This is a genomic window from Kluyvera chengduensis, from assembly GCF_044197065.1.
Lineage (GTDB): Bacteria > Pseudomonadota > Gammaproteobacteria > Enterobacterales > Enterobacteriaceae > Kluyvera > Kluyvera ascorbata_C.
Map to the genome: position 1 here is coordinate 584,248 of NZ_JBIQOI010000002.1, position 20,786 is coordinate 605,033.

25 protein-coding genes are annotated in these 20,786 nt (G+C 57.6%); 21 read left to right on the plus strand and 4 right to left on the minus strand.

Translation table 11 applies throughout. From position 1 onward, the window contains the following. The first annotated feature begins 189 nt into the window (after positions 1-189). Together wrbA and ACH1XZ_RS08480 are read left to right on the plus strand one after the other, a co-directional pair. Positions 190-795 carry an NAD(P)H:quinone oxidoreductase gene (gene wrbA / locus ACH1XZ_RS08475; protein WP_035896674.1) on the plus strand — a complete coding sequence of 202 codons (606 nt, stop codon included), beginning with the start codon at positions 190-192 and terminating at the stop codon, positions 793-795. A 20-nt stretch (positions 796-815) separates the two neighbouring features. Then, a complete protein-coding gene (locus tag ACH1XZ_RS08480; RefSeq protein ID WP_185666467.1) occupies positions 816-1,043 on the plus strand; it encodes a YccJ family protein in 228 nt (75 codons plus the stop codon). 122 nt (positions 1,044-1,165) lie between these two features. Here ACH1XZ_RS08480 and ACH1XZ_RS08485 read toward each other — a convergent pair whose 3' ends face one another. From ACH1XZ_RS08485 to ACH1XZ_RS08500, 4 genes are read right to left on the minus strand one after another with little or no spacing between them, the layout of a single operon-like run. Continuing rightward, positions 1,166-1,849 carry an amino acid ABC transporter permease gene (locus tag ACH1XZ_RS08485; RefSeq protein ID WP_395595176.1) on the minus strand — a complete coding sequence of 228 codons (684 nt, stop codon included), beginning with the start codon at positions 1,847-1,849 and terminating at the stop codon, positions 1,166-1,168. Continuing rightward, the gene (locus tag ACH1XZ_RS08490; RefSeq protein WP_395595574.1) at positions 1,839-2,624 is read right to left on the minus strand and encodes an amino acid ABC transporter permease; all 786 of its coding nucleotides are present in this window, start codon (positions 2,622-2,624) and stop codon (positions 1,839-1,841) included. The genes ACH1XZ_RS08485 and ACH1XZ_RS08490 overlap by 11 nt, the downstream gene beginning before the upstream one ends. Next, on the minus strand, positions 2,624-3,442 hold the full coding sequence (locus ACH1XZ_RS08495; RefSeq protein ID WP_395595177.1) for an amino acid ABC transporter ATP-binding protein: 819 nt from the start codon (positions 3,440-3,442) through the stop codon (positions 2,624-2,626). Before ACH1XZ_RS08495 ends, ACH1XZ_RS08490 begins: the two co-directional genes overlap by 1 nt. 1 nt (position 3,443) lies before the next feature. Continuing rightward, positions 3,444-4,271, minus strand: a complete 828-nt coding sequence (locus ACH1XZ_RS08500; protein ID WP_395595178.1) for an ABC transporter substrate-binding protein — start codon at positions 4,269-4,271, stop codon at positions 3,444-3,446. A gap of 425 nt (positions 4,272-4,696) precedes the next feature. Between ACH1XZ_RS08500 and ACH1XZ_RS08505 the strand changes: the two genes are divergently transcribed. The 19 genes from ACH1XZ_RS08505 (at position 4,697) to ACH1XZ_RS08595 (ending at position 20,779) form a co-directional block, all read left to right on the plus strand. Further along, entirely contained in the window at positions 4,697-5,107 is a 411-nt protein-coding gene (locus ACH1XZ_RS08505) for a Spy/CpxP family protein refolding chaperone (RefSeq protein ID WP_395595179.1), read from the plus strand. Positions 5,108-5,112: 5 nt separating this feature from the next. Next, entirely contained in the window at positions 5,113-5,364 is a 252-nt protein-coding gene (locus tag ACH1XZ_RS08510; RefSeq protein ID WP_395595180.1) for a late histone H1, read from the plus strand. Between the two features lie 192 nt (positions 5,365-5,556). Continuing rightward, positions 5,557-6,135, plus strand: a complete 579-nt coding sequence (locus tag ACH1XZ_RS08515) for a TetR/AcrR family transcriptional regulator (protein ID WP_395595181.1) — start codon at positions 5,557-5,559, stop codon at positions 6,133-6,135. Positions 6,136-6,156: 21 nt separating this feature from the next. Beyond that, a complete protein-coding gene (locus ACH1XZ_RS08520) occupies positions 6,157-6,957 on the plus strand; it encodes a winged helix-turn-helix domain-containing protein (protein WP_395595182.1) in 801 nt (266 codons plus the stop codon). After that, positions 6,957-7,475, plus strand: coding sequence for a FidL-like protein (locus tag ACH1XZ_RS08525; protein ID WP_395595575.1), 519 nt, complete (start codon positions 6,957-6,959; stop codon positions 7,473-7,475). The genes ACH1XZ_RS08520 and ACH1XZ_RS08525 overlap by 1 nt, the downstream gene beginning before the upstream one ends. 563 nt (positions 7,476-8,038) lie before the next feature. Then, positions 8,039-8,317: a BMC domain-containing protein gene (locus ACH1XZ_RS08530; protein ID WP_001540796.1), complete on the plus strand. Its 279-nt coding sequence runs from the start codon at positions 8,039-8,041 to the stop codon at positions 8,315-8,317. Positions 8,318-8,333: 16 nt separating this feature from the next. Continuing rightward, entirely contained in the window at positions 8,334-8,618 is a 285-nt protein-coding gene (locus ACH1XZ_RS08535; RefSeq protein ID WP_115074640.1) for a BMC domain-containing protein, read from the plus strand. Between the two features lie 14 nt (positions 8,619-8,632). Continuing rightward, positions 8,633-8,911: a BMC domain-containing protein gene (locus ACH1XZ_RS08540; RefSeq protein WP_015585230.1), complete on the plus strand. Its 279-nt coding sequence runs from the start codon at positions 8,633-8,635 to the stop codon at positions 8,909-8,911. 53 nt (positions 8,912-8,964) lie between these two features. Beyond that, complete coding sequence (locus ACH1XZ_RS08545) at positions 8,965-10,563, plus strand: acetaldehyde dehydrogenase (acetylating) (RefSeq protein ID WP_395595183.1); 1,599 nt, start codon at positions 8,965-8,967, stop codon at positions 10,561-10,563. 26 nt (positions 10,564-10,589) lie between these two features. Next, a complete protein-coding gene (locus ACH1XZ_RS08550; RefSeq protein ID WP_185666480.1) occupies positions 10,590-10,847 on the plus strand; it encodes a EutN/CcmL family microcompartment protein in 258 nt (85 codons plus the stop codon). 15 nt (positions 10,848-10,862) lie between these two features. Beyond that, complete coding sequence (locus ACH1XZ_RS08555; RefSeq protein WP_395595184.1) at positions 10,863-12,011, plus strand: 1-propanol dehydrogenase PduQ; 1,149 nt, start codon at positions 10,863-10,865, stop codon at positions 12,009-12,011. Positions 12,012-12,077: 66 nt separating this feature from the next. Further along, positions 12,078-15,464 carry a choline trimethylamine-lyase gene (cutC, locus tag ACH1XZ_RS08560; RefSeq protein ID WP_395595185.1) on the plus strand — a complete coding sequence of 1,129 codons (3,387 nt, stop codon included), beginning with the start codon at positions 12,078-12,080 and terminating at the stop codon, positions 15,462-15,464. Between the two features lie 54 nt (positions 15,465-15,518). Continuing rightward, positions 15,519-16,466, plus strand: a complete 948-nt coding sequence (gene cutD / locus ACH1XZ_RS08565) for a choline TMA-lyase-activating enzyme (protein WP_395595576.1) — start codon at positions 15,519-15,521, stop codon at positions 16,464-16,466. An 11-nt stretch (positions 16,467-16,477) separates the two neighbouring features. After that, a complete protein-coding gene (locus tag ACH1XZ_RS08570; protein ID WP_395595186.1) occupies positions 16,478-16,885 on the plus strand; it encodes a BMC domain-containing protein in 408 nt (135 codons plus the stop codon). Beyond that, the gene (locus ACH1XZ_RS08575; RefSeq protein WP_395595187.1) at positions 16,882-17,502 is read left to right on the plus strand and encodes a phosphate propanoyltransferase; all 621 of its coding nucleotides are present in this window, start codon (positions 16,882-16,884) and stop codon (positions 17,500-17,502) included. The genes ACH1XZ_RS08570 and ACH1XZ_RS08575 overlap by 4 nt, the downstream gene beginning before the upstream one ends. Before the next feature lie 11 nt (positions 17,503-17,513). Beyond that, the gene (locus tag ACH1XZ_RS08580) at positions 17,514-18,176 is read left to right on the plus strand and encodes a hypothetical protein (protein ID WP_395595188.1); all 663 of its coding nucleotides are present in this window, start codon (positions 17,514-17,516) and stop codon (positions 18,174-18,176) included. 34 nt (positions 18,177-18,210) lie between these two features. Next, positions 18,211-18,624 carry a DMT family transporter gene (locus ACH1XZ_RS08585; RefSeq protein WP_395595189.1) on the plus strand — a complete coding sequence of 138 codons (414 nt, stop codon included), beginning with the start codon at positions 18,211-18,213 and terminating at the stop codon, positions 18,622-18,624. Positions 18,625-18,641: 17 nt separating this feature from the next. Beyond that, on the plus strand, positions 18,642-18,971 hold the full coding sequence (locus ACH1XZ_RS08590) for a DMT family transporter (protein ID WP_333495727.1): 330 nt from the start codon (positions 18,642-18,644) through the stop codon (positions 18,969-18,971). Positions 18,972-19,183: 212 nt separating this feature from the next. After that, positions 19,184-20,779: an EAL domain-containing protein gene (locus ACH1XZ_RS08595; protein WP_395595190.1), complete on the plus strand. Its 1,596-nt coding sequence runs from the start codon at positions 19,184-19,186 to the stop codon at positions 20,777-20,779. Positions 20,780-20,786: the final 7 nt, after the last annotated feature.

Genomic DNA, 20,786 nt, shown 5'->3' on the forward strand with positions numbered 1-20,786 from the left:
CACTCTTATGGCGAAGGAAAAACGGTCAGATAAAAGTGTGTCAGCGTACGTCAAAGCACGCAGCGGCGGCAAAAAATCATGCCACCAGGACGTGGATAAATTGCCGAATCGTTGCAGCGGATTTGTCATTAGCGACTATGCTTAAACATGCTTGTTAGAAACCGACGAATTTGACACAGGAGAGTTAAGATGAGTGGAAATGCAAGTGTTCTGGTGCTCTATTATTCTATGTACGGACACATCGAAACGATGGCTAAAGCGGTAGCCGAAGGCGCAAATAAGGTCGACGGCGTTGACGTCACCATCAAGCGCGTACCAGAAACCATGCAAGCAGAAGCCTTTGCCAAAGCAGGCGGCAAAGCGCAGGCGGTTCCCGTCGCCACCCCACAAGAACTGGCGGATTACGACGCCATTATCTTCGGTACCCCTACCCGATTCGGCAATATGGCCGGGCAAATGCGCACCTTCCTCGACCAGACCGGCGGCCTGTGGGCGTCCGGCGCGCTATACGGCAAACTGGCCAGCGTCTTTAGCTCAACCGGTACCGGCGGCGGACAGGAGCAGACCATTACCTCAACGTGGACGACCCTCGCCCACCACGGTATGGTCATTGTGCCGATTGGTTACGCGGCTCAGGAGCTGTTTGATGTTTCTCAGGTTCGCGGCGGCACGCCATACGGCGCGACCACTATCGCTGGCGGAGACGGTTCACGCCAGCCAAGCCAGGAAGAGCTGTCCATCGCCCGTTATCAGGGTGAATACGTGGCAGGCCTGGCCGTCAAAATGAAAGGCTAATGATTTAAGGGAGAAGCGATATGCCGACACAAGAAGGCAAGGCTCATCATATTGGTGAATGGGCAAGTCTGCGCAATACGTCACCCGAAATCGCCGAAGCGATTTTTGAGCTGGCGAAATATGATGAAAAAACGGCAGAAAAAATCTGGGAAGAAGGCAGCGATGCCGTTCTCGAACTGGCCTTCAGCAAAACCGATAAAGACGCGCTCTTCTGGGGCGAGCAAACCATCGAACGTAAAAACGTGTGATGGGATAAACCCGGCGTCGGCGTAAACGCCCTCGCCGGGTTTGTTTTTTGTAGGCCGGATAAGGCAACGCCGCCATCCGGCAATCTGCACCGGATTGCCTGATGGCGCTACGCTTATCAGGCTTACACGGCCACCCGCCGCTGCCAGCGTTTCGCCATCCTTTCCAGCCCAAAGCACAGCAGATAATAGACCACGCCGATAAAGACAAAGATCGCCGTCGGGTAGATCTGCACGCGGTTGTTCACCTGCCCCGCCACCGTGGTTAATTCCGGTACGTTGACGATAAACGCCAGCGAAGTGTCTTTCAGCAGGCTGATAAAAATCCCCACCAGCGAAGGCAGCACGTTGCGCAGCGTCTGCGGCAGCAGAATCAGCCGCAGGCTCTGCCCGGCGCTAAACCCCTGGGTCAGCGCCGCTTCATACTGCCCGCCAGGCAGCGCACGCAGCCCCGCCAGCACCGAGTGCATCACCGAGGCGGCGGTAAACCACGCCAGCGCCAACGTCACCGTCACCGCGCCCGGCAGGTCGCTCCCGGTCAGCATCGGCAGCAGATACCACAGCCAGAAGATAACGAAGATCAGCGGAATGCCGCGTATCACCTCCGCCCACAGGTACAGCAAACGCCGGGGCAAACCGGAGAATCGCCACGCCGCACAGGCCAGCAGAATACCGCCCGGCAGCGCCAGCGCGCCTGCGCCTATCGCCATCATCAGCGTCAGCGCTACGCCTCCCGGCTCACCGTCGGCCAGCCGCCCCCACAGCAGGTAGTCGAGGTTATCGTAAATTACCGCCAGATTAGCGTTCATTCACCGTTCCCCCCGCCACGCTCGCCGCCGCTTTTCGCACGCGCTTCGGCTGCCCTACCGGTTTTGGCCCCAGGCGGCTCAGCAATAGCCCCAGCGCCACGCCGGTCAGCAAATAGAGCACGGTACCCACCGCGAAAGCCTCCAGCGCATGGGCATTATAGCTTTCGATTTGCCGCACCTGGTAGGTCAGCTCGGCAAAACCAATACCGCTCGCCAGCGACGAGAGCTTCATCAGGTTCAGATACTGCCCCACCATCGGCTGCCAGGCGTTAGCCAGCCCCTGCGGCAGCAAAATATGTCGCAGCAGACCATAGGTCGAAAAGCCCTGCGCCTGCGCTGCCTCCCGCTGGCCGTTCGGCACGCTTTGCAGCCCCGCCGCCACTTCCTCAATCAAAAACGCCGAGGTAAAGACGCCAAGACCCCAGGCCGAGCACAGAAACTCCGGCGTCAGCCACCAGACGTTGCCGGGCAGAATCGACCAATCGTGCGGGTCGTTAACAAAATCCCGCAGCCCTTGCGGCAGAAAATTCCACGCCGCGAAATACCAGAACAATAGCTGGACCAGCAGCGGCGTATTACGAAACAGCGATACCCAGCAGGCGGTGATGCCCTGCCCCAGCCGTCCGCCAGCGAGACGCAACAGCAAGAACAGCGCCGCCAGCACGCTTGCCAGCACAATCCCTGCAAGCGACACCCACAGCGTGGTGAGAAAGCCCGAGATAATCCATTGCAGAGGCTGCCCGCTGAGCACCCCCTGCCAGTCAAAATTCACCATCACGCCGTCTGCTCCTGGTGCAGCGGGTCCAGCACCTTTTGCAGAAAACGCCGCGCGCGCGGATGCTGAGGATTGGCAAAGAACGCCGCCGGAGGGGCCACCTCCAGCACATCGCCGCCGTCGATAAATACCACCCGGTCGGCAATTTCACGGGCAAACTGCATTTCGTGGGTCACCACAATCATGGTGATCCCGCTGTGGGCCAGCGACTGCATCACGTGCAGCACTTCGCCGATCATCTCCGGGTCCAGCGCCGAGGTAGGTTCATCAAACAGGATGATTTGCGGTGAGGAGGCCAGCGCCCGGGCAATCGCCACGCGCTGCTGCTGGCCGCCGGAGAGCTGCGACGGCATCGCATCGGCCTTTTCCGCAAGCCCGACCTTTTGCAGCAACTCCCGCGCACGCTGCTCGGCATCGCTGCGCTTCCAGCCGTGAACCGACTCCAGCGCCAGCATGATGTTCTGCGCCGCGGTTAAATGGGCATAGAGGTTAAACTGCTGAAAGACGAAACCAATGCGGCTGCGCAGCTGGCGCAGAGCCCGGCCGCTCAGTTGACTGGTGGGCTTGTCGTCAACCAGGATTTCGCCGCCGCTCAGGCTTTCAAGCTGGTTTATCAAGCGAATCAGCGTCGATTTTCCCGAACCCGAAGGCCCGAGGATCGCCACCACTTCGCCGGGGTTAATCGTCAGATCGATACCGTTCAGCACCCGATGACTGCCGTAGGTTTTTACCGCCTGACGGAACGCTACGCTGGCATTGCGCAGATGTGAAAAATCCGCGGACTTCGCCGCGGAATGAGAGAATAACGCCGACAACATATTATTTTGCTTCTATGGTGAAGGAACGCGGCTGCGGCGCTTTGGTGGAAGGGCCAAACCAGGTGTCGTAGATTTTCGCCGCATCGCCCGATTTCTCGAGCGCCACCAGCTCATCGTTCACCGCTTTCAACAGCGCCGGTTCACCCTTTTTCACCCCTACGCCAATCTCTTCTTTACTGAGCAAGTCCGGCAGGATTTTGAATTTCGCTTTATCCGGCGCTTCGCCCAGCAGGCCCGCCAGAATGGTGCTGTCCTGGGTAATGGCCTGCACGTTGCCGTTACGCAGCGCGGTCAGCGCCAGCGGAATGTCGTCATAAGAGAGCACGCGCGCCTGCGGGAAGCGTTGATGCAGCGTCTGCTCGCCGGTGGTGCCCTTCACGGCGCCGATGCGCGCTTTGCTGTAGTCATCGAGCTTATCGCCGCCGGTCACTGGCACCAGAAACTGCTGGCCAGTGACGAAGTACGGGGTGGAGAAGTCGATAACCTGCGCGCGCTCCGGGGTAATGGTGATATCAGCGACAATCAGATCGGCCTTGCCGGATTGCAGCAGCGGGATACGGTTCGCCGGGTTAGTTGCCACCAGTTCCAGCTTTACGCCCAACGATTTTGCCAGCGCTTTGGCGAAATCAACGTCGTAGCCCACCAGCTCATGCGTTTTCGCATCTACTGAACCAAACGGCGGGTTAGCATCGAAGGTAGCCACTTTGACCACGCCTTTGGCCTTGATATCCGCCAACTGATCGGCCTGCGCGGTGAAGGTCGTCAGGCCGGTAGCCACCAGGCCGGTGAGAAGTGCGAGCTGTGCAACTGCCTGTTTTGTCTTTGCCATAATCTTTCTGGATACCCCTGTTTTTGTATTGTCTTTTTACGCTCCCACACCGCCCTCAGCGGAACAAATAACGATTCGCTATGCTTTATAACCAAATATCATTTGGCGAAAGTAATTGTTATCTAAAGGTAAAATCTGATTAACAACGCCAGAAATCGCAAATGCTATGCGATATTTTGTCTTTTGATTACCGTGGATTTCCTGCTGAAATAGCCGAAAAGAAAACCGTAACATTAAGAAGGTCTTAATACGTAAACAGTTATGATTTCATAGAGTCATTGTTTCCCATCGTTACCAACAGACACAACAATCCGCGAGCATTAAGCCTAATCGGCAACCTATCATTACCCCGACAAAAATCAGGGGGTTATTCCTCCGTTGCCTGACGCTTCGGCGTTAATTTGAATGCTTTATGGATGACAACAATGAAAAAATTTACCCGCACCGCTTTACTGGTCGCCACCCTTGCTGGCGCGACGTTCGCCGCTCAGGCTGCTGACACCGCCGCCGCCCCTGCGCCAGCGCAGGACCCTATCGTTCAGCATCTCAAGCTGACCGATGCTCAGGTTTCTAAAATCAAAACGCTGCACCAGCAGTTGGCGAAAAACGTCCAGGCTATCTCGATGAAAGACGTCAAAGACGGCATGATCATCGACATGATCCAGTCCGGTAAATGGAATGAAGCGGGCGTGAAACAGCAGCTGGCGGCGTTCAGCAAAGTGGACCAGCAGGTTCGCTACTACAAAGTGAAATACTACTTTGACTTAAGCCAGGTGCTGACCGCTGACCAGCGTAAGCAGGTACAAAACGATCTGGCTCAGGCTGCGGCGGAATAATTAACATGAAAAAAATTGCGATGATGTTAGGTGCCTGCGCACTGCTGGCAATGGGTGCGGCGAATGCGGCCAACGGTCAGGCAATCGCCAACGCGAAAACCGCCTGCCAGAACAATCCAACCCAGTGCGCTCAGGCGAAGAGCACGGCAAAAGCCGACGCGCAGAAAGAAGCAAAAGCCGCAAAAGACGCCTGTGCGAAAAACCAGACGGCCTGCGATAACGCGAAAGCGAAAGCCAAAAGCGCGGTGCAGAAGTAAGTCACTGTCGTGAAGTAAAAAAACGCGGAGGGGCAGCTCACCGCGTTTTTTTACGCCCCCCATAGGAAAACCACGTGATAAAAGTCTGATTTATACTACAAATTGTGACCTTTCACGCATTACCCATAATCTCTATACGGACTTCACCCTCGCTTTGATCGCTGTCAAAAATAATCATACCGTCTGGTCGGTATGATTCGGGCCATGAATATGGAAGCCCAACACCGTAAAAAAGATCCGGTCCGTTTATATCAACTTCTGCTGGAGTCCGCGGCGATGATTGCCGGACGAGACGGCATCGCCGCTCTATCGCTGAACGCTGTCGCCCGCGAAGCCGGGGTCAGTAAAGGCGGGTTGATTCACCACTTTCCCAATAAGCAGGCGCTGATTTACGCGCTGTTTACCCGCCTGTTGGGGATTATGGAAGAGGCAATTGTCGCGTTGATGCAGCAGGATGGCGTCAGCTATGGCCGCTTTACCCGTGCCTATCTGAACTACCTTGCCGACCTGACGGACACGCACGAAAGCCGCCAGTTGATGGTGCTGTCGCTAGCCATGCCGGATGAGCCAGTGCTGCGAAAATGCTGGCGCGACTGGATGCTGGATCACCTGGCGCACGGCGATGCGCTGGATAATAGCCCCACCGGTACGCTGGTGCGCTATACGGCAGACGGTATCTGGTTATCTGAACTCACGGAAGGGATCACCATGTGCGCCGAGCACCGACGAACGTTGGTCGACTCTCTTAATAAGATGACGCTTCCCGCGTGAAGCACATAGGCTGAGGCCGCGATGCGCTACAACATCAATGCCCGTTTTATTTATGACGCAACGGATGGCACGATAACGCTGCCGCAAAGCGCTGAACCGGACAGCCAGCTGTCGATCACCGCCAGCGCGCTGCTGTTCTTCTTTTTGCATAACACCGGTATCGTCAGCCGGGAAGACGTGCTCAAAAAAGTCTGGGATGACAACGGATTAACCTCGTCAAACAGCAACCTGAACCAGTACCTGAGCATGCTGCGCAAAACCTTCCGCCACTACGGAGTCGACAACATTATCGTCACCGTGTCGCGCGGCTACTTGCAGCTGAACCCGGACGTGGTCATTGAGGCGCTGGATGAACCATCGCCGCCCTTATCCACGCCGGAGCCGCCGGTCATCATCACCGAAGCCGCGCCAGAGACGCCGCAGGAAACCCCACCCGTTACGGCGCATGCGCGCGGTACTTGCTGGTATATCGCGGGCGCCTGTCTGCTGACCATTGCCCTGCTGCTGCTTATCCTGAGCCTGGTGGGCGTGCGAGAGTCGCATCCAATCTCCCTGAGCCAAATCACCCATAGCCAGTGTGAATTGCTGGCCAGCGATGAGATGCTGCGCTCGGTCAGCGCCAGCGCCTACGTAAAAAATTTCGATGAGGTGCGTGAACGGTTGAAAATCGTGTGCAAACCCGGCGAGCGTTTCCTCTTTTTCTATGGCGACAGGCTGGAAACCAACGGTCTGGGGCGCGTGTTCCTTGCCCACTGCGCTATGCATGAAGACAACCCGTTCAGCTACTGCGACAACTACTTCTACTATTCATGGAAACCATGATGAAACTCGCGCCGCGTACGTTCTTTGCCCTTTCTCTGCTCGTGTTTATCGCGGTCGCCGGGTTTAGCGCCTGGCGTCTGCTGCCCGATGAAAACGCCGGGGTAATGAGCTGTTCCACCAAAGGGATCATGCGTTTTGAAAATATGGATAAAGAGAACGTGAACGGCAACATTCACTTCAACTTTGGCAGCCACGGTAAAGGCTCAATGGTGGTCGAGGGTTACACCGATTCGGCCGCTGGCTGGCTCTATTTGCAGCGTTACGTCAAATTCAGCTATACCAGTAAACGCATTTCCGCGACGGAACGCCACTATCGTATCAACCAGTGGGAATCCAGCGCTTCGTCCATCGATGAATCCCCGGACGTGATTTTCGCCTACTTTATGCGCGAGATGTCCGACAGCCACGACGGGCTGTTTCTTAACGCCCAGAAGCTCAATGACAAAGCGATTCTACTGAGCTCCATTAACTCACCGCTGTGGATCTGCACGCTGAAATCTGGCAGCGCGCTGAACTAAACGTCCCCGTCCTCATAAAACACCATACCTTGATAGGGACGCTCTCGGCAGGCGGCTAACCGCTCGGCCACCGTTGCCAAATCAATCTTCGCCACGTTAACGGCATAGTGAGTGGGGCGCGTTCGCCCGGCGCGCCAACGACAAACTGTGATCCATCGCGCACGCGCGTTTTCCTGCCGCCTCCCCCTCGCCAAAAAGCGCACCTTTTGCGTTTAGCTTCGCCGTCAGAATTTGAACCTCGCCACAGTTGCTTCTGCGCCATGTTACCCGACCTTTGTATAAATTTAGCAACTTCATAACATTTACAGTGAGCGCCACGCGCACGGAAAAAAACGCCTTATACCCGTCAAAATCCCGCCCCTCCCCGCAGCATAAACAGATAAATCACCAGCCATAAAAGGCTAAATGGCAGAGTTTTTATCTAAATCAGACAACCATCCAGATTTAAATTCCACACAAAAAGGGAATCCCTATAGTGAATCCCGAACGCCGCTGCCGTGGGTTAACGCCGTGACACGGACGGTTTTCCTGAAATCACACAACCTGTTTTGAGGAGTGAAGCAATGGGTGATGCATTAGGGCTTATCGAAACCAAAGGTCTGGTGGCCTGCATTGAAGCCGCAGATGCGATGTGTAAAGCCGCCAACGTTGAACTGATTGGCTATGAAAACGTCGGCTCTGGCCTCGTCACCGCGATGGTGAAAGGCGACGTCGGCGCGGTGAAAGCGGCGGTGGATTCCGGCGTGGAGTCGGCGCAGCGCATTGGGGAAGTGGTGACGTCGCTGGTGATTGCGCGTCCGCACAACGACATCAACAAAATCGTCATTAAACACAAGGCTTAAGGCCGGGAGAACGCAAATGGGTGATGCATTAGGTCTGATTGAAACCAAAGGTCTGGTGGCCTGTATCGAAGCGGCAGATGCGATGTGCAAAGCCGCCAATGTCGAGCTTATCGGCTATGAAAACGTCGGCTCCGGCCTCGTCACCGCGATGGTGAAAGGCGATGTCGGCGCGGTGAAAGCGGCGGTGGATTCCGGCGTGGAGTCAGCGCAGCGTATTGGTGAAGTGGTGACCTCGCTGGTTATCGCGCGTCCGCATAACGACATCAACAAGATTGTCTCGCACTACAAAATTAGCGAATAACCGGAGAGAAAATGATGAAAGAAGCGCTTGGTCTGATTGAAACCAAAGGTCTGGTGGCCTGTATCGAAGCCGCAGACGCCATGTGCAAAGCCGCCAACGTCGAGCTTATCGGCTATGAAAACGTCGGCTCCGGCCTCGTTACCGCGATGGTGAAAGGCGACGTCGGCGCGGTCAACGCGGCGGTGGACTCCGGCGTTGAAGCGGCAAAACGCATCGGTGAAGTGGTCACTTCCCGTGTTATTGCTCGCCCGCATAACGACATCGAAAAAATCGCATCGCAGCATAAAGCATGACCTGACCGGGCACGCCCCGTCTGCACTCTTTTCGTCTGATGAAGGATAGACTCATGATTGAACTGGATACCGATTTGCTCTCTCGCCAGAACGCGCGAGAACTGGTGCGCAGCGCCAAAAAAGCGCAAGCGGTAATGGCCACTTTTTCGCAGCAGCAAATCGACGCTATCGTGAAAAACGTGGCCCAGGAAGCGGCGCACCACGCCGAAACGCTCGCGAAAATGGCCGCGGAAGAGACCGGCTTCGGCAACTGGCAGGATAAAGTCCTGAAGAACCGTTTTGCCTCGCTGCGCGTTTACGACGCCATCAAAGATATGAAGACCGTCGGCATCATTCATGACGATCAACAAAAGAAAGTGATGGACGTGGGCGTGCCGCTGGGCGTTATCTGCGCGCTGGTTCCCTCAACCAACCCGACCTCCACGGTTATCTACAAAACGCTGATTGCCCTCAAAGCCGGTAACGCGATTATCTTCTCGCCGCATCCGGGCGCACGTCAGTGCAGCTGGAAAGCCATTGAGATTGTCAAACGTGCCGCGGAAGCAGCGGGCGCACCGGCCGGGATCGTTGACGGTGTAACCACACTGACGCTGGAAGCTACCTCTGAACTGATGCACAGCAAAGACGTGTCGCTTATCCTGGCGACCGGCGGCGAAGGCATGGTGCGCGCGGCCTACGCTTCCGGTACGCCAACCATCAGCGGCGGCCCGGGTAACGGCCCGGCGTTTATCGAGCGTAGCGCCGATATTCCTCATGCGGTGAAAGATATCATCACCAGCAAAACCTTCGATAACGGCGTTATCTGCGCCTCTGAGCAGTCGATCATCGTCGAAGGCTGCATTTACGACGACGTGCATCGCGAACTGGAAGCCCAGGGCGCGTACTTTATGAACGAAAGCGAAGCGGCGAAAATGGCGGCTCTGCTGCTGCGTCCAAACGGCACCATCAACCCGAAAGTGGTGGGCAAAACGGCGCTCTATTTAAGCCAGATGGCGGGCTTCTGCGTACCGGCCAGCACCCGCGTGCTGATTGCCGAGCAAACCACCGTCTCCGCGAAAAACCCTTACTCGCGTGAAAAATTGTGTCCGGTGCTCGGCCTGTACGTGGAAGAGGACTGGAAAGCCGCCTGCCATCGCGTGGTGGAGCTGCTGACCAACGAAGGCCTTGGCCATACGCTGGTAATCCACACCCGCAACCAGGACGTTATCCGTCAGTTCTGCCTCGAAAAACCGGTTAACCGCATTCTGATTAACACCCCTGCGGCGCTCGGCGGTATCGGCGCGACCACCAACATCACCCCGGCGCTGACCTTAGGCTGCGGCGCGGTAGGCGGCGGCTCCAGCTCCGATAACGTCGGCCCGATGAACCTGCTCAATATCCGCAAAGTGGGCTACGGCGTGCGTTCTATCGACGAACTGCGCGCACCGAGCAGCCGCGTGGAACCGCAGCCGACTATCACCAGCCAGCCGGTTGATCCGCGCCGCAGCATCGTTGACGACGCGCGCTTCACCTCCCCTGCCCCAGCCGCCCCCCTCAGTAGTCACGGCGACAACCGTTTTGCGACGGCTGCCACGGTAGAGGCTGAAGGTGAAATCAGCGAGCAGAACGTGGAGCGCGTCATCCGTCAGGTGCTTGAGCGCTTAGGCAAGTAACGCATTGATATAAGGCGATAAAAACAATGATTCTCGCAAAGGTTACCGGACATGTCGTGGCCACACAAAAGAGCGATGAGCTACGGGGCAGCAACCTGCTGCTTATCACTCAATTGGATGACAACCAGCAGCCGATGAAAGACCGCTCCTGGGTCGCCGTCGATAGCGTCGGCGCGGGGATGCACGACATCGTGTTGGCCGAGGAGTACTTCGCGCTCAACAAAGACCGCTACAAAGCGATGGCGGTGGTAGCCATTGTCGAGAACGTGTTTCGGGACGCTTAAGGAGTGAATAACCCAATGAGTGAATTTTTGCTGAAACCCCGGATCTGCTTCGGTCAGGACGCGCTATCGGCGCTGGCCGATGTGTCCGCCCACAGCGTGCTGCTGGTCACCGACCAGGCGATGGTCAAGTTCGGCCTCGCCTCACGAGTGACCGCTATCCTGCGCGATCGCGGCATCGCATTCCAGATTTGGGACGACGTGGTGGCTGACCCGGACATCGCCACCGTGGTGCGCGGCATGAAGCTGATGGACAGCCGCTATCCGGATCTGGTGATTGCCCTGGGCGGCGGTTCGGTGATTGACGCCGCCAAAGCGGTTATTTTCGCCCTGGCGCAAACCCGCCCGGACGCAGGGCGCAAGCGCCCTTGCTTCGTGGCCATCCCCACCACCAGCGGCACCGGCTCGGAAGTCACCAGCTTTTCGGTGGTGAAGGCGAACGCCGAGAAACTGGTGCTGGTCGACCCGTCGCTGCTGCCGGATATCGCCATTCTCGACCCAACGCTGGTGGCGTCGGTGCCGTCGTCCATCACCGCCGATACCGGGATGGACGTGCTGTGCCACGCGCTGGAGGCCTACGTCTCTCGCGCCGCCAGCGACTTTTCCGATGCGCTGGCTGAGAAAGTGGTGCAGCAGGTCTTCCGCTACCTGCCAACCTGCTGGCGCAACGGCCAGGATTTGCAGGCGCGTGAAAAAATGCACAACGCTTCCTGCATGGCGGGCATGGCGTTTACCAACGCCTCGCTCGGCATCACCCACAGCCTGGCCCACGCGCTCGGCGGCGTCTTTCGCGTCCCGCACGGTCGCGCCAACGCCCTGCTAATGGCGCACGTCGTGGCGTGGAACGCTGACTATCAGGGGCAGTGCGATACCGAAGCCGCGCACAAATATGCGCGTCTGGCCCATCTGTTGGATCTGCCTGCGAATACCGCCCGCGAAGGCGTCACCAGCCTGCTGATCGCCATTGAAGCGCTGAAAGATGAAATGACCCTGCCCACCGGTATTCACGGCACCGGCGTGGACGGCGAAGACTTTGAGCGTCGCTTAGCGGAAATGGTCGGTCAGGCGCTGCGCGACAGTTGCACCCCAACCAACCCGCGCACGCCGGACGCGCAGGCATTAACCGAGCTTTATCGCCAGGCATGGCGCGGCGCTCCGCTTGCGTAGGCCGGGTAAGCGAAACGCCACCCGGCAAAATACGGGCACCCAATAAGAACATCTGGAGAATACGACATGGCACTCTACAGCTTAACGCCGCGCGTCAAAGTGTTGGCAGAACGTTTACTTTCACAAAAAAGCACCCTGTGCACCGAACACGCCACCGTGCTGAGCGGGCTGGACGGCGATATTGCTGGCGTTCCCGCCGCCGTTAAACCGGCGCGCCGCTTCTATGAACTGATGCGTCAGTTGCCGCTCACCATCAGCGCCGATGAGCTTATCGTCGGCAACCAGACCCGCAAGCCGCACGGCGCGATCTTCCATGATGAAGCCGCCGCCCATCGCCCCTCGGCGTTCCAGTTCCTCAATCTGAACAGCGACCTCGACTCCCCGGACTACAAGCTGGTGGTCGAGAAAGGCGTGCTGGCGATTAAACACCAGTTGGAAGAGAAAACCCGTACGCTCGGCAGCGCGGTCAGCCGCAGCGGCATGGACGAAGTCAACGGCTGCCGCGCCGCGATTTACGCCTGCGACGCCCTGATGGCGCTGGCGCAAAACCTCGCCCACAGCGCCGAGCAGTTAGCCGCCGCTGAAACCAACGCCTATCGCAAAGCCGAGCTGTTAGACAGCGTCGCGATTCTGCACCACGTTCCAGCCCACCCGGCGCGCAGCTTTAAAGAAGCCTGCCAGGCGTTCTACCTGTTCCAACTGGCGTTACAGCTCGATAACGGCAGCTACGCAGTGAACCCGGAAGGCGTCGACAAAGCGCTGCTGCCGTACTACCAGCACGATATCGCCAACGGCGCGCTGACCGAAGCCCAGGCCTATGAAATCGTTGAGTGCCTGTGGTTTAAGCTCGCAGAATTAAGCGAAGTCCGCGCCGCCAGCGCAATTGACGGTTACCCGATGTTTGATGCCCTGCTCCACGGCGCAAGCCTTGAAAATGCGCGCATCAACGCCCTGTCCGAGATGTTCCAGAGCGCCCAGCACAACCTCAGCGCGCTGCATCTGCCGGTACGTCTGTTCAGCGGTAAACAGCCCGTTTCCGCCGCGCCGTTCGCCAACTGTAGTGAAACCACCACGGCGGAAGGGCTGACCCCGCGCATGCAGCGCCTGCGCGACCACTATCTGACCGTACGCCCAAGCGTCTCTATTTACCGCGCGCTGGCCTTTACCGAAGTGGTAAAAGCCAACCCAGGCATGCCGACCATTCTGCTGCGCGCCAAAGCCTTCCGCCACGCCTGTGAAACGGCGCCGATTCTGATTCAGGACGATGAGCTGATCGTCGGCCATCCGTGCGGCAAACCGCGCGCCGGAGCCTTCTCACCGGATATCGCCTGGCGCTGGGTACGCGACGAGCTTGATACCATGAGCACCCGCCCGCAGGACCCGTTTGAGATAAGCGAAGAAGACAAAAAAACCATCCGCGAAGAGATCGTGCCGTTCTGGGAAGGTCGTTCTCTTGATGAAATCTGCGAAGCACAGTACCGCGAAGCGGGCGTCTGGTCCTTCAGCGGCGAGACCTTCGTCAGCGACCTCTCCTACCACCAGATCAACGGCGGCGGCGATACCTGCCCTGGCTACGACGTGCTGCTGTTTACTAAAGGGATGAACGGCATCAAAGCCGACGCCGAGGCGCACCTGGCGAACCTGAGCATGGAGAACCCGGAAGATATCGACCGTATTTACTACTACAAAGCGGCAATTGAAACCTGTGAAGGGGTGGTGAACTACGCCCACCGCATCGCCGCCCGCGCCCGTGAACTGGCTGCCGTTGAGCAGAACGCCCAGCGCCGTGCCGAACTGCTGACCATCGCCGAGGTGAACCAGAACGTCCCAGCGAACCCGCCGAAAACCCTGCAGGAAGCGCTGCAAAGTATCTGGACCGTCGAGTCGCTGTTTGAAATCGAAGAGAACCAGACCGGGCTGTCGCTGGGCCGCGTTGACCAGTACTGCTACCCAATGTTTGAAGCCGATATCCGCGAAGGCCGTCTGACCCATGACGCCGCGCTGGAAATGTTGCAGGCGTTTATCATCAAATGCGCCGAATTGATGTGGATGTCCAGCGAACTGGGGGCGAAGTACTTCGCGGGCTACCAGCCATTTATCAACCTGACCGTTGGTGGCCAGAAGCGTTCCGGCGGCGATGCCTGTAACGATCTGACCTATCTGATCATGGACGCCGTGCGCTTTGTGAAGGTTTACCAGCCGTCGCTGGCCTGCCGTATTCACAACCAGTCACCGCAGAAGTACATGGAAAAAATCGTCGACGTGGTAAAAGCGGGGATGGGCTTCCCGGCCTGTCACTTCGATGACTCCCACATCAAGATGATGCTGCGTAAAGGCTTCGACTTTGAAGACGCGCGCGACTACTGCCTGATGGGCTGCGTCGAACCGCAGAAATCCGGCCGCATCTACCAGTGGACCTCCACCGGCTACACCCAGTGGCCAATTGCCATCGAGTTCGTGTTGAACCGTGGCCGCATGGTGCTGTTTGACAGCTATCAGGGGCTGGACACCGGCGACCTGCGTGACCTGCACACCTTCGAGGCATTCGATGCGGCGGTGAAACAGCAGATTGCCCACATCGTGCGCCTGTCAGCAATTGGTACGGTTATCAGCCAGCGCGTACACCGCGACGTGGCGCCGAAACCGCTGATGTCGCTGCTGGTCGAAGGCTGCATGGAAAAAGGTAAAGACGTGGCCGCCGGTGGCGCGATGGTCAACCACGGTCCGGGGCTGATTTTCTCCGGTCTGGCAACCTACGTCGACTCGATGGCCGCTATCCGCAAGCTGGTGTTCGAAGATAAAAAATACACCCTCGAGCAGATGCGCGACGCGATGCTGGCTAACTTTGAAGGCTTTGAAGGGCTGCGCCGCGACTGCCTGAACGCGCCGAAGTACGGCAACGACGATAACTACGTTGACCAGTACGCGCTGGACATCACCGAGTGGACCGAGCGCGAGTGCCGCAAGTACAAGATGCTCTACTCCACCCTGAGCCACGGCACGCTCTCCATCTCCAACAACACGCCAATCGGTGAGCTGACCAACGCCACGCCGAACGGTCGCCTGGCATGGATGCCGCTCTCCGACGGCATCAGCCCGACCCAGGGCGCGGATAAACATGGTCCAACCGCCATCATCAAGTCGGTCAGCAAGATGAACGTGGAAACCATGAACATCGGCATGGTGCACAACTTCAAGTTCCTTAAAGGGCTGCTCGATACCCCAGAAGGCCGCCACGGGCTTATCACCCTGCTGCGCACCGCGTCGATTCTCGGCAACGGCCAGATGCAGTTCAGCTATGTCGATAACGAAGTGCTGAAGAAAGCGCAGCAGGAGCCGGAAAAATATCGCGACCTGATCGTGCGCGTAGCGGGCTACAGCGCCTACTTCGTTGAGCTGTGCAAAGAGGTCCAGGACGAGATCATCAGCCGTACGGTGATTGAGAAGTTCTGATCTAACGGAATGCAGTAGGACAAGGACGTCCAGAATTTTCAGGAGGCAAGCGTGATGGGCAATACGCAGGAATTAACGGGTCGAATTTTTAATATTCAGAAGTATTCGATCTACGACGGGGACGGCATTCGCACGCTGGTGTTTTTTAAGGGCTGCAACATTCGCTGCCCGTGGTGCGCCAACCCGGAAGGCTTGAGCAGCCAGTTTCAGGTGATGTTCTCTCAGGACAAATGCATTAACTGCGGCGACTGCGTGAACGTCTGCCCGGCGGGCATTCACTACCGCGCGGAAGAAAACGGCGAAATGAAGCACTTCGTCAACCGCAATAAAGACTGTATCGGCTGTCGCAAATGCGAAGCGATTTGCACCCAGAACGCGCTGGATATCATGGGTAAAGATGTCACCGTCAGCGAGCTGATGGAGGTCATCATGCAGGACTACGACTTCTATATCTCCTCCGGCGGCGGCGTGACCATCGGCGGCGGCGAGATGAGTCTGCAGACCGATTTTGCCGTCGCCCTGTTTAGCGAATGCAAAAAAATGATGCTCAACACCGCCGTCGAAACCCAGGGCACCACTCCGCTGGCGAACTACCAGAAGCTGGCGCCGGTCACCGACACCTTCTTATTCGACATCAAGCAGATCGACAGCGATCACCACAAAACGCTGTTCGGCATCGGTAACGAAGGGGTACGCCGCAATCTGGAATGGCTGGTCGACTCCGGCGCGAACGTGATTATCCGCATGCCGCTGGTGCGCGGCTACAACGACTCGTGGGAAGCCATTACCGGCGCTATCGACTACGTACAGAAGCTGGCGAAGCGCGGCAACATCCGCCGCATCGATATGCTGCCGTACCACCAGTTGGGCCGCAAAAAATACGAACGTCTGGAGATGCCCTACCCGATTCTTCAGGACCCGTCTTACAGCGTGGAAGAGCTGAATCAACTGGAGGCCTTCTTCGCCGGATTTGATTTTGATATTCGCTTAGTACGTCACTAAAGGAGCCGAGAATGAAAAGTTTAGGCGTCATTGAAACACGAGGATGGGTCGCCGCCATCCAGGCCGTCGACGCGGCCTGCAAAGCCGCAGGCGTCACCTGCATCGGCTATCGTAAGGTGGGCTCAGGGCTAGTGAGCGTGTGCTTTGAAGGGGAAATCAGCGCCATTCACACCGCTATCGAACACGGCGTGGCGGTGGTTCAGGCGAGTAATCTGCCGGTCAATTCACTGGTGATTGCACGCCCGGAACGCTGCATTGTCGAAGCGCTGAGCACCCTCAAGGGGCATCCGCCACGGGAAAAAGCACAGCCTGCCGCGCTGGTTGAGCCCGTCCAGGAAGCCGCGAGTGAGCCTGTCGCGCCGCAGGAAACCGTCGCGGAAGAGAAAAACGCCGTGCACAAGAAAGGGAAAAAGGCATGATTGACGCCCTGCTACAGGAAAAAATCAGCGCCCGGCTGCACGAGACCACGCCCACCATCCCGGTAGGCGTCTCTAACCGCCACGTTCATCTGTCGCAGCAGGACGTCGAGGCGCTGTTCGGCAAGGGCTATGCGCTGACGCCGTTTAAACCGTTGCGCCAGCCGGGGCAGTTCGCCGCCGAAGAGTGCGTCACCGTCGTCGGACCAAAAGGCTCGCTGACTCAGGTTCGCGTACTCGGCCCTACCCGCCCGACCACGCAGCTGGAAGTCTCCCGCGCCGACTGCTTCGCGCTGGGGATTAAAGCCCCGGTGCGGGAATCCGGCCAACTGGAGAACGCGGGTGATGCGCTACTGGTGGGGCCAAAGGGCCACGTCGAGCTACACTCACAGGTGATCTGCGCCTGGCGGCATATTCATATGTCGCCGCAGGATGCCCGCACGCTTAACGTCCATAACGGCCAGAAGGTCAGCGTTCGCAGCCATGGCGAGCGACAGCTCACCTTCGATGAAGTGGTGGTGCGCGTGCGCGACGATTTCGCCCTTGAGTTCCATATCGACACCGAAGAGGCCAACGCCGCCGGGCTGAAGAACGGCGCGCCGGTCATGCTGATAGGCTAAAGGAGCGACTGATGAGCGAGCAACAGATTGACCGCCTGGTGGCGCAGATCCTCCAGCGTTTACGGCCGCCGGTGCTGGTGATGGTCACCGCTGCCGACGGCTACCGCCAGGCTATCCGCCAACGGCTGGCGGGCTGCGGGCAGCGGCTGGTGCTGGCGATGGATGAAACCCTTGATGATGCCGCGGCGTGGCATCCGCTTGGGGAGGTTCTGCCGCTGTCGGGCGAGCCGCCGGTTGGTTATAAAGCGCTGCTGCTGCCGTTTCTCGACTATCCCCAAGCGGCCGAACTGGTCAACGGTACGCTGCAAAGCCCGGTGGCGCGTCGCCTGCACGATGCGCTGCTGGCGGGCATTCCGGTACTGGCGCTGCGCTACCACTGCTGCCCGCACAGCGAGCTAAATCAGCTACGCGGCGCAGTGGTCGACAGCGCCTATACCGCGCATATCGACGCCACCCTTGCTCGCCTGGCAGCGTGCGGGGTGACGCTTTGCACGATGAATGAATTGCTGGAGAAGCTGGAAACGGGCGCAACGACAGCCGCACCCGCACCACTTATGGCAACCCGTCGTTATCTGACTGTCACAGATATCGTCAATAATCCGTCGCTGGCCGCAAGACCTGATGCCGTGCTCACCGATGCCGCCGTCGACTATGTCAAAACGAAGAAAAAATAACCTTACCTCGATAATAAAACCTGGAGTGTAGAAGATGTCTTCAAAAACAAAATGCTGGCTATGGATGCTGCTGGTTATCGTGTCAGAAACCTCGGCCACCTCAACCCTGAAAATGTTCGGTAGCAGCGAAGGCACTACCAAAATGCTGCTGCTCGCCTTGCTGGTGGTGCTCTATTGCACCTGCTACTACTCGCTGTCCCGCGCGGTAAAAGATATCCCCGTCGGTCTGGCCTACGCGACCTGGTCCGGCACCGGCATTCTGGTGGTGTCTACGCTTGGCATGGCCTTCTACGGCCAGCACCCGGACACCGCCGCCATCATCGGCATGGCGATTATCGCCAGCGGCATCGTCATCATGAACCTGTTTTCCAAAATGGGCAGTGAGGAGAGCGAAGAGACGCCCGCCGAGCCTACCGCTTCCACCCTGGACAAAAACGTCGCCAACTAACGCAAAAGGAATTCACTATGTTTAATCTCGGATTTTTATGGCTGGCGCTGTCTATCGGCTCCGAAATCACCGGTACGTCGATGATCAAAAAGACCAACGGCTTCAGCAAGCTGGCGCCTTCAATACTGGTGGTCTGTGCTTACAGCCTGTGCTACTTCGCGCTGACCCGCGCCATGAGCACCATTCCGGTTGGCGTCGCCTATTCGCTGTGGTGCGGGTTTGGCATCGTCGGCGTGACTATCTTCTCGATGATCCTCTATAAGCAAAAGCCGGATCTGCCCGCTATTCTGGCGATGGTGTTGATCATCTCCGGCGGCGTTATCATGAACGTCTTCTCTAACATGTAACGGCAAAAATAGTTTTCCCCCTCTCCCCTTTTGGGAGAGGGGATCGCCCACGTGCTTCCCCTACTACTGATGTGGTAATTCGCCACGTAACCATACGCGTAATTTCTGAAAATCGGTATTATCCATCCTTTGTGCTGGCCTGAACCGCTTCAGCAGCGATATCATTAGCGCGCCAATCTTTTTACTCCGCTGACCTCAACAAAGGAAAAATAATGACGATGCGACGTCTGGTGAGCCTGATCACAGGCGTGCTGATTATCGCTATTTTTCTGCCTATTGCCCTTAGCCTGTGGCTGGCGAATCGTCAGGCCAACGAGTTATTTAACCAGGAAATGAACAGCTACGCCGAGCGAGTTCTGGCGCGAACTCAGCGCGTGAAGGTGCAGGCCAAAACGGCGCTAGAGGAAATCAACCGTTATCAGGGCGCCCCCTGCACCCTGGGCCACCTGCGACAAATACAGAAAATCTCTTACATTCATCAGTACATCCAAAGCGTCTTCTACCTTGAGAATCATGACGCGCCGTGTGAGTTATTGAGTAACACGCTTTCCGAGAAAATCCCCGGTACCGAATTCACCACACCCGCCGGCTATACGGTCTGGCTCACTTCACGCCACGACCTGCAAACCGATGCCCCGATGATGGCGGTAAGCCACGGCAAATATATGGTGATGGTTGACCCGGATTCATTGATTGACGTGCTGCCGGACCCGACCTACCCGATTTATGCCGCGCTTATCAATGCCCAGAGCCACCGGGTTATCGCCAGCAATCACCCGCTCGACCCAGAGATATGGGAACACCACCTGCAGACTGACCAACCGGTCATCCAGTTTAACGACACCCTGTATCACCAGCGTGTCCTGCCGGACGTTGGCGCGATTTTACTCACCTGGTCATCGATGAAGCCTCTCTCCATTAACTGGCATCGCCAACTAATGCTCTGGCTGCCGCTGGGGCTACTGATTAGTGGCCTGGCCTCTTACTTCATGGTACGCCTTTTACGCCGCCTGCAATCATCCCATTACCGCGTGCTGGCAGCGATCAAAGCCAAAGAGATCACCGTACACTACCAGCCGGTGGTGTCGCTCGAGGACGGGCGACTGCTCGGCGCTGAAGCGCTAGCCCGCTGGCAGCAGGCCGATGGTCGCTGGCTGCCACCGGATCTCTTTATTGCCATTGCGGAGCAGACCGGCGTGATTTGCCAACTGACCGAGCATATCGTGCGCGGTGTATTTGCGGATTTGGGAGGCTGGCTATCGCAGCATCCTGAGATGACCGTCTCTATCAATATCACCGCCGCCGACCTAAGCTCCCCAACCCTGCCCGCCCTGCTGCGTCAACAAATCCAGCAGTGGAACGTGGCACCTCACCAGATTGCGCTGGAGTTGACCGAGCGCGACCTGATTGCGCCGCAAACCGCGCGCCCGGTGCTACAGGCCTATCGGGAAATGGGCCACAAGGTGTACATCGATGATTTTGGCGTCGGTTATTCGAGCCTAAGCTACCTCCAGGAACTGGAGGTCGACACGCTGAAAATCGACAAAAGCTTTGTCGATGCGCTGGAACACAAGGTGGTCACCGGTCATATCATTGAGATCGCTAAATCGCTGAACCTGAGCATGATTGCGGAAGGTATTGAGACTGCGCATCAGCGCGACTGGTTGTACACCCACGGCGTACCGGCCGGACAGGGCTGGTTCTACAGCAAAGCGTTGCCGAAAAAAGCGTTTATCCAGTGGGCACAGGAGAAGGGCCCACTGGAAAGCGGAGACGCGAGCCTTACCCCACGACGTCCACATTCTTAAGCGTTCT

Bases quoted from the DNA above. Each gene is read 5' to 3' on its own strand.
- ACH1XZ_RS08490 (WP_395595574.1), bottom strand. From the start codon at position 2,624: ATGGTGAATTTTGACTGGCAGGGGGTGCTCAGCGGGCAGCCTCTGCAA.
- cutD (WP_395595576.1), top strand. From the start codon at position 15,519: ATGGGCAATACGCAGGAATTAACGGGTCGAATTTTTAATATTCAGAAG.
- ACH1XZ_RS08505 (WP_395595179.1), top strand. From the start codon at position 4,697: ATGAAAAAATTTACCCGCACCGCTTTACTGGTCGCCACCCTTGCTGGC.
- wrbA (WP_035896674.1), top strand. From the start codon at position 190: ATGAGTGGAAATGCAAGTGTTCTGGTGCTCTATTATTCTATGTACGGA.
- ACH1XZ_RS08520 (WP_395595182.1), top strand. From the start codon at position 6,157: ATGCGCTACAACATCAATGCCCGTTTTATTTATGACGCAACGGATGGC.
- ACH1XZ_RS08500 (WP_395595178.1), bottom strand. From the start codon at position 4,271: ATGGCAAAGACAAAACAGGCAGTTGCACAGCTCGCACTTCTCACCGGC.
- ACH1XZ_RS08545 (WP_395595183.1), top strand. From the start codon at position 8,965: ATGATTGAACTGGATACCGATTTGCTCTCTCGCCAGAACGCGCGAGAA.
- ACH1XZ_RS08570 (WP_395595186.1), top strand. From the start codon at position 16,478: ATGAAAAGTTTAGGCGTCATTGAAACACGAGGATGGGTCGCCGCCATC.
- ACH1XZ_RS08580 (WP_395595188.1), top strand. From the start codon at position 17,514: ATGAGCGAGCAACAGATTGACCGCCTGGTGGCGCAGATCCTCCAGCGT.
- ACH1XZ_RS08535 (WP_115074640.1), top strand. From the start codon at position 8,334: ATGGGTGATGCATTAGGTCTGATTGAAACCAAAGGTCTGGTGGCCTGT.
- ACH1XZ_RS08530 (WP_001540796.1), top strand. From the start codon at position 8,039: ATGGGTGATGCATTAGGGCTTATCGAAACCAAAGGTCTGGTGGCCTGC.
- ACH1XZ_RS08595 (WP_395595190.1), top strand. From the start codon at position 19,184: ATGACGATGCGACGTCTGGTGAGCCTGATCACAGGCGTGCTGATTATC.
- ACH1XZ_RS08510 (WP_395595180.1), top strand. From the start codon at position 5,113: ATGAAAAAAATTGCGATGATGTTAGGTGCCTGCGCACTGCTGGCAATG.
- ACH1XZ_RS08495 (WP_395595177.1), bottom strand. From the start codon at position 3,442: ATGTTGTCGGCGTTATTCTCTCATTCCGCGGCGAAGTCCGCGGATTTT.
- cutC (WP_395595185.1), top strand. From the start codon at position 12,078: ATGGCACTCTACAGCTTAACGCCGCGCGTCAAAGTGTTGGCAGAACGT.
- ACH1XZ_RS08515 (WP_395595181.1), top strand. From the start codon at position 5,557: ATGATTCGGGCCATGAATATGGAAGCCCAACACCGTAAAAAAGATCCG.
- ACH1XZ_RS08480 (WP_185666467.1), top strand. From the start codon at position 816: ATGCCGACACAAGAAGGCAAGGCTCATCATATTGGTGAATGGGCAAGT.
- ACH1XZ_RS08525 (WP_395595575.1), top strand. From the start codon at position 6,957: ATGAAACTCGCGCCGCGTACGTTCTTTGCCCTTTCTCTGCTCGTGTTT.
- ACH1XZ_RS08485 (WP_395595176.1), bottom strand. From the start codon at position 1,849: ATGAACGCTAATCTGGCGGTAATTTACGATAACCTCGACTACCTGCTG.
- ACH1XZ_RS08575 (WP_395595187.1), top strand. From the start codon at position 16,882: ATGATTGACGCCCTGCTACAGGAAAAAATCAGCGCCCGGCTGCACGAG.
- ACH1XZ_RS08540 (WP_015585230.1), top strand. From the start codon at position 8,633: ATGAAAGAAGCGCTTGGTCTGATTGAAACCAAAGGTCTGGTGGCCTGT.
- ACH1XZ_RS08585 (WP_395595189.1), top strand. From the start codon at position 18,211: ATGTCTTCAAAAACAAAATGCTGGCTATGGATGCTGCTGGTTATCGTG.
- ACH1XZ_RS08550 (WP_185666480.1), top strand. From the start codon at position 10,590: ATGATTCTCGCAAAGGTTACCGGACATGTCGTGGCCACACAAAAGAGC.
- ACH1XZ_RS08590 (WP_333495727.1), top strand. From the start codon at position 18,642: ATGTTTAATCTCGGATTTTTATGGCTGGCGCTGTCTATCGGCTCCGAA.
- ACH1XZ_RS08555 (WP_395595184.1), top strand. From the start codon at position 10,863: ATGAGTGAATTTTTGCTGAAACCCCGGATCTGCTTCGGTCAGGACGCG.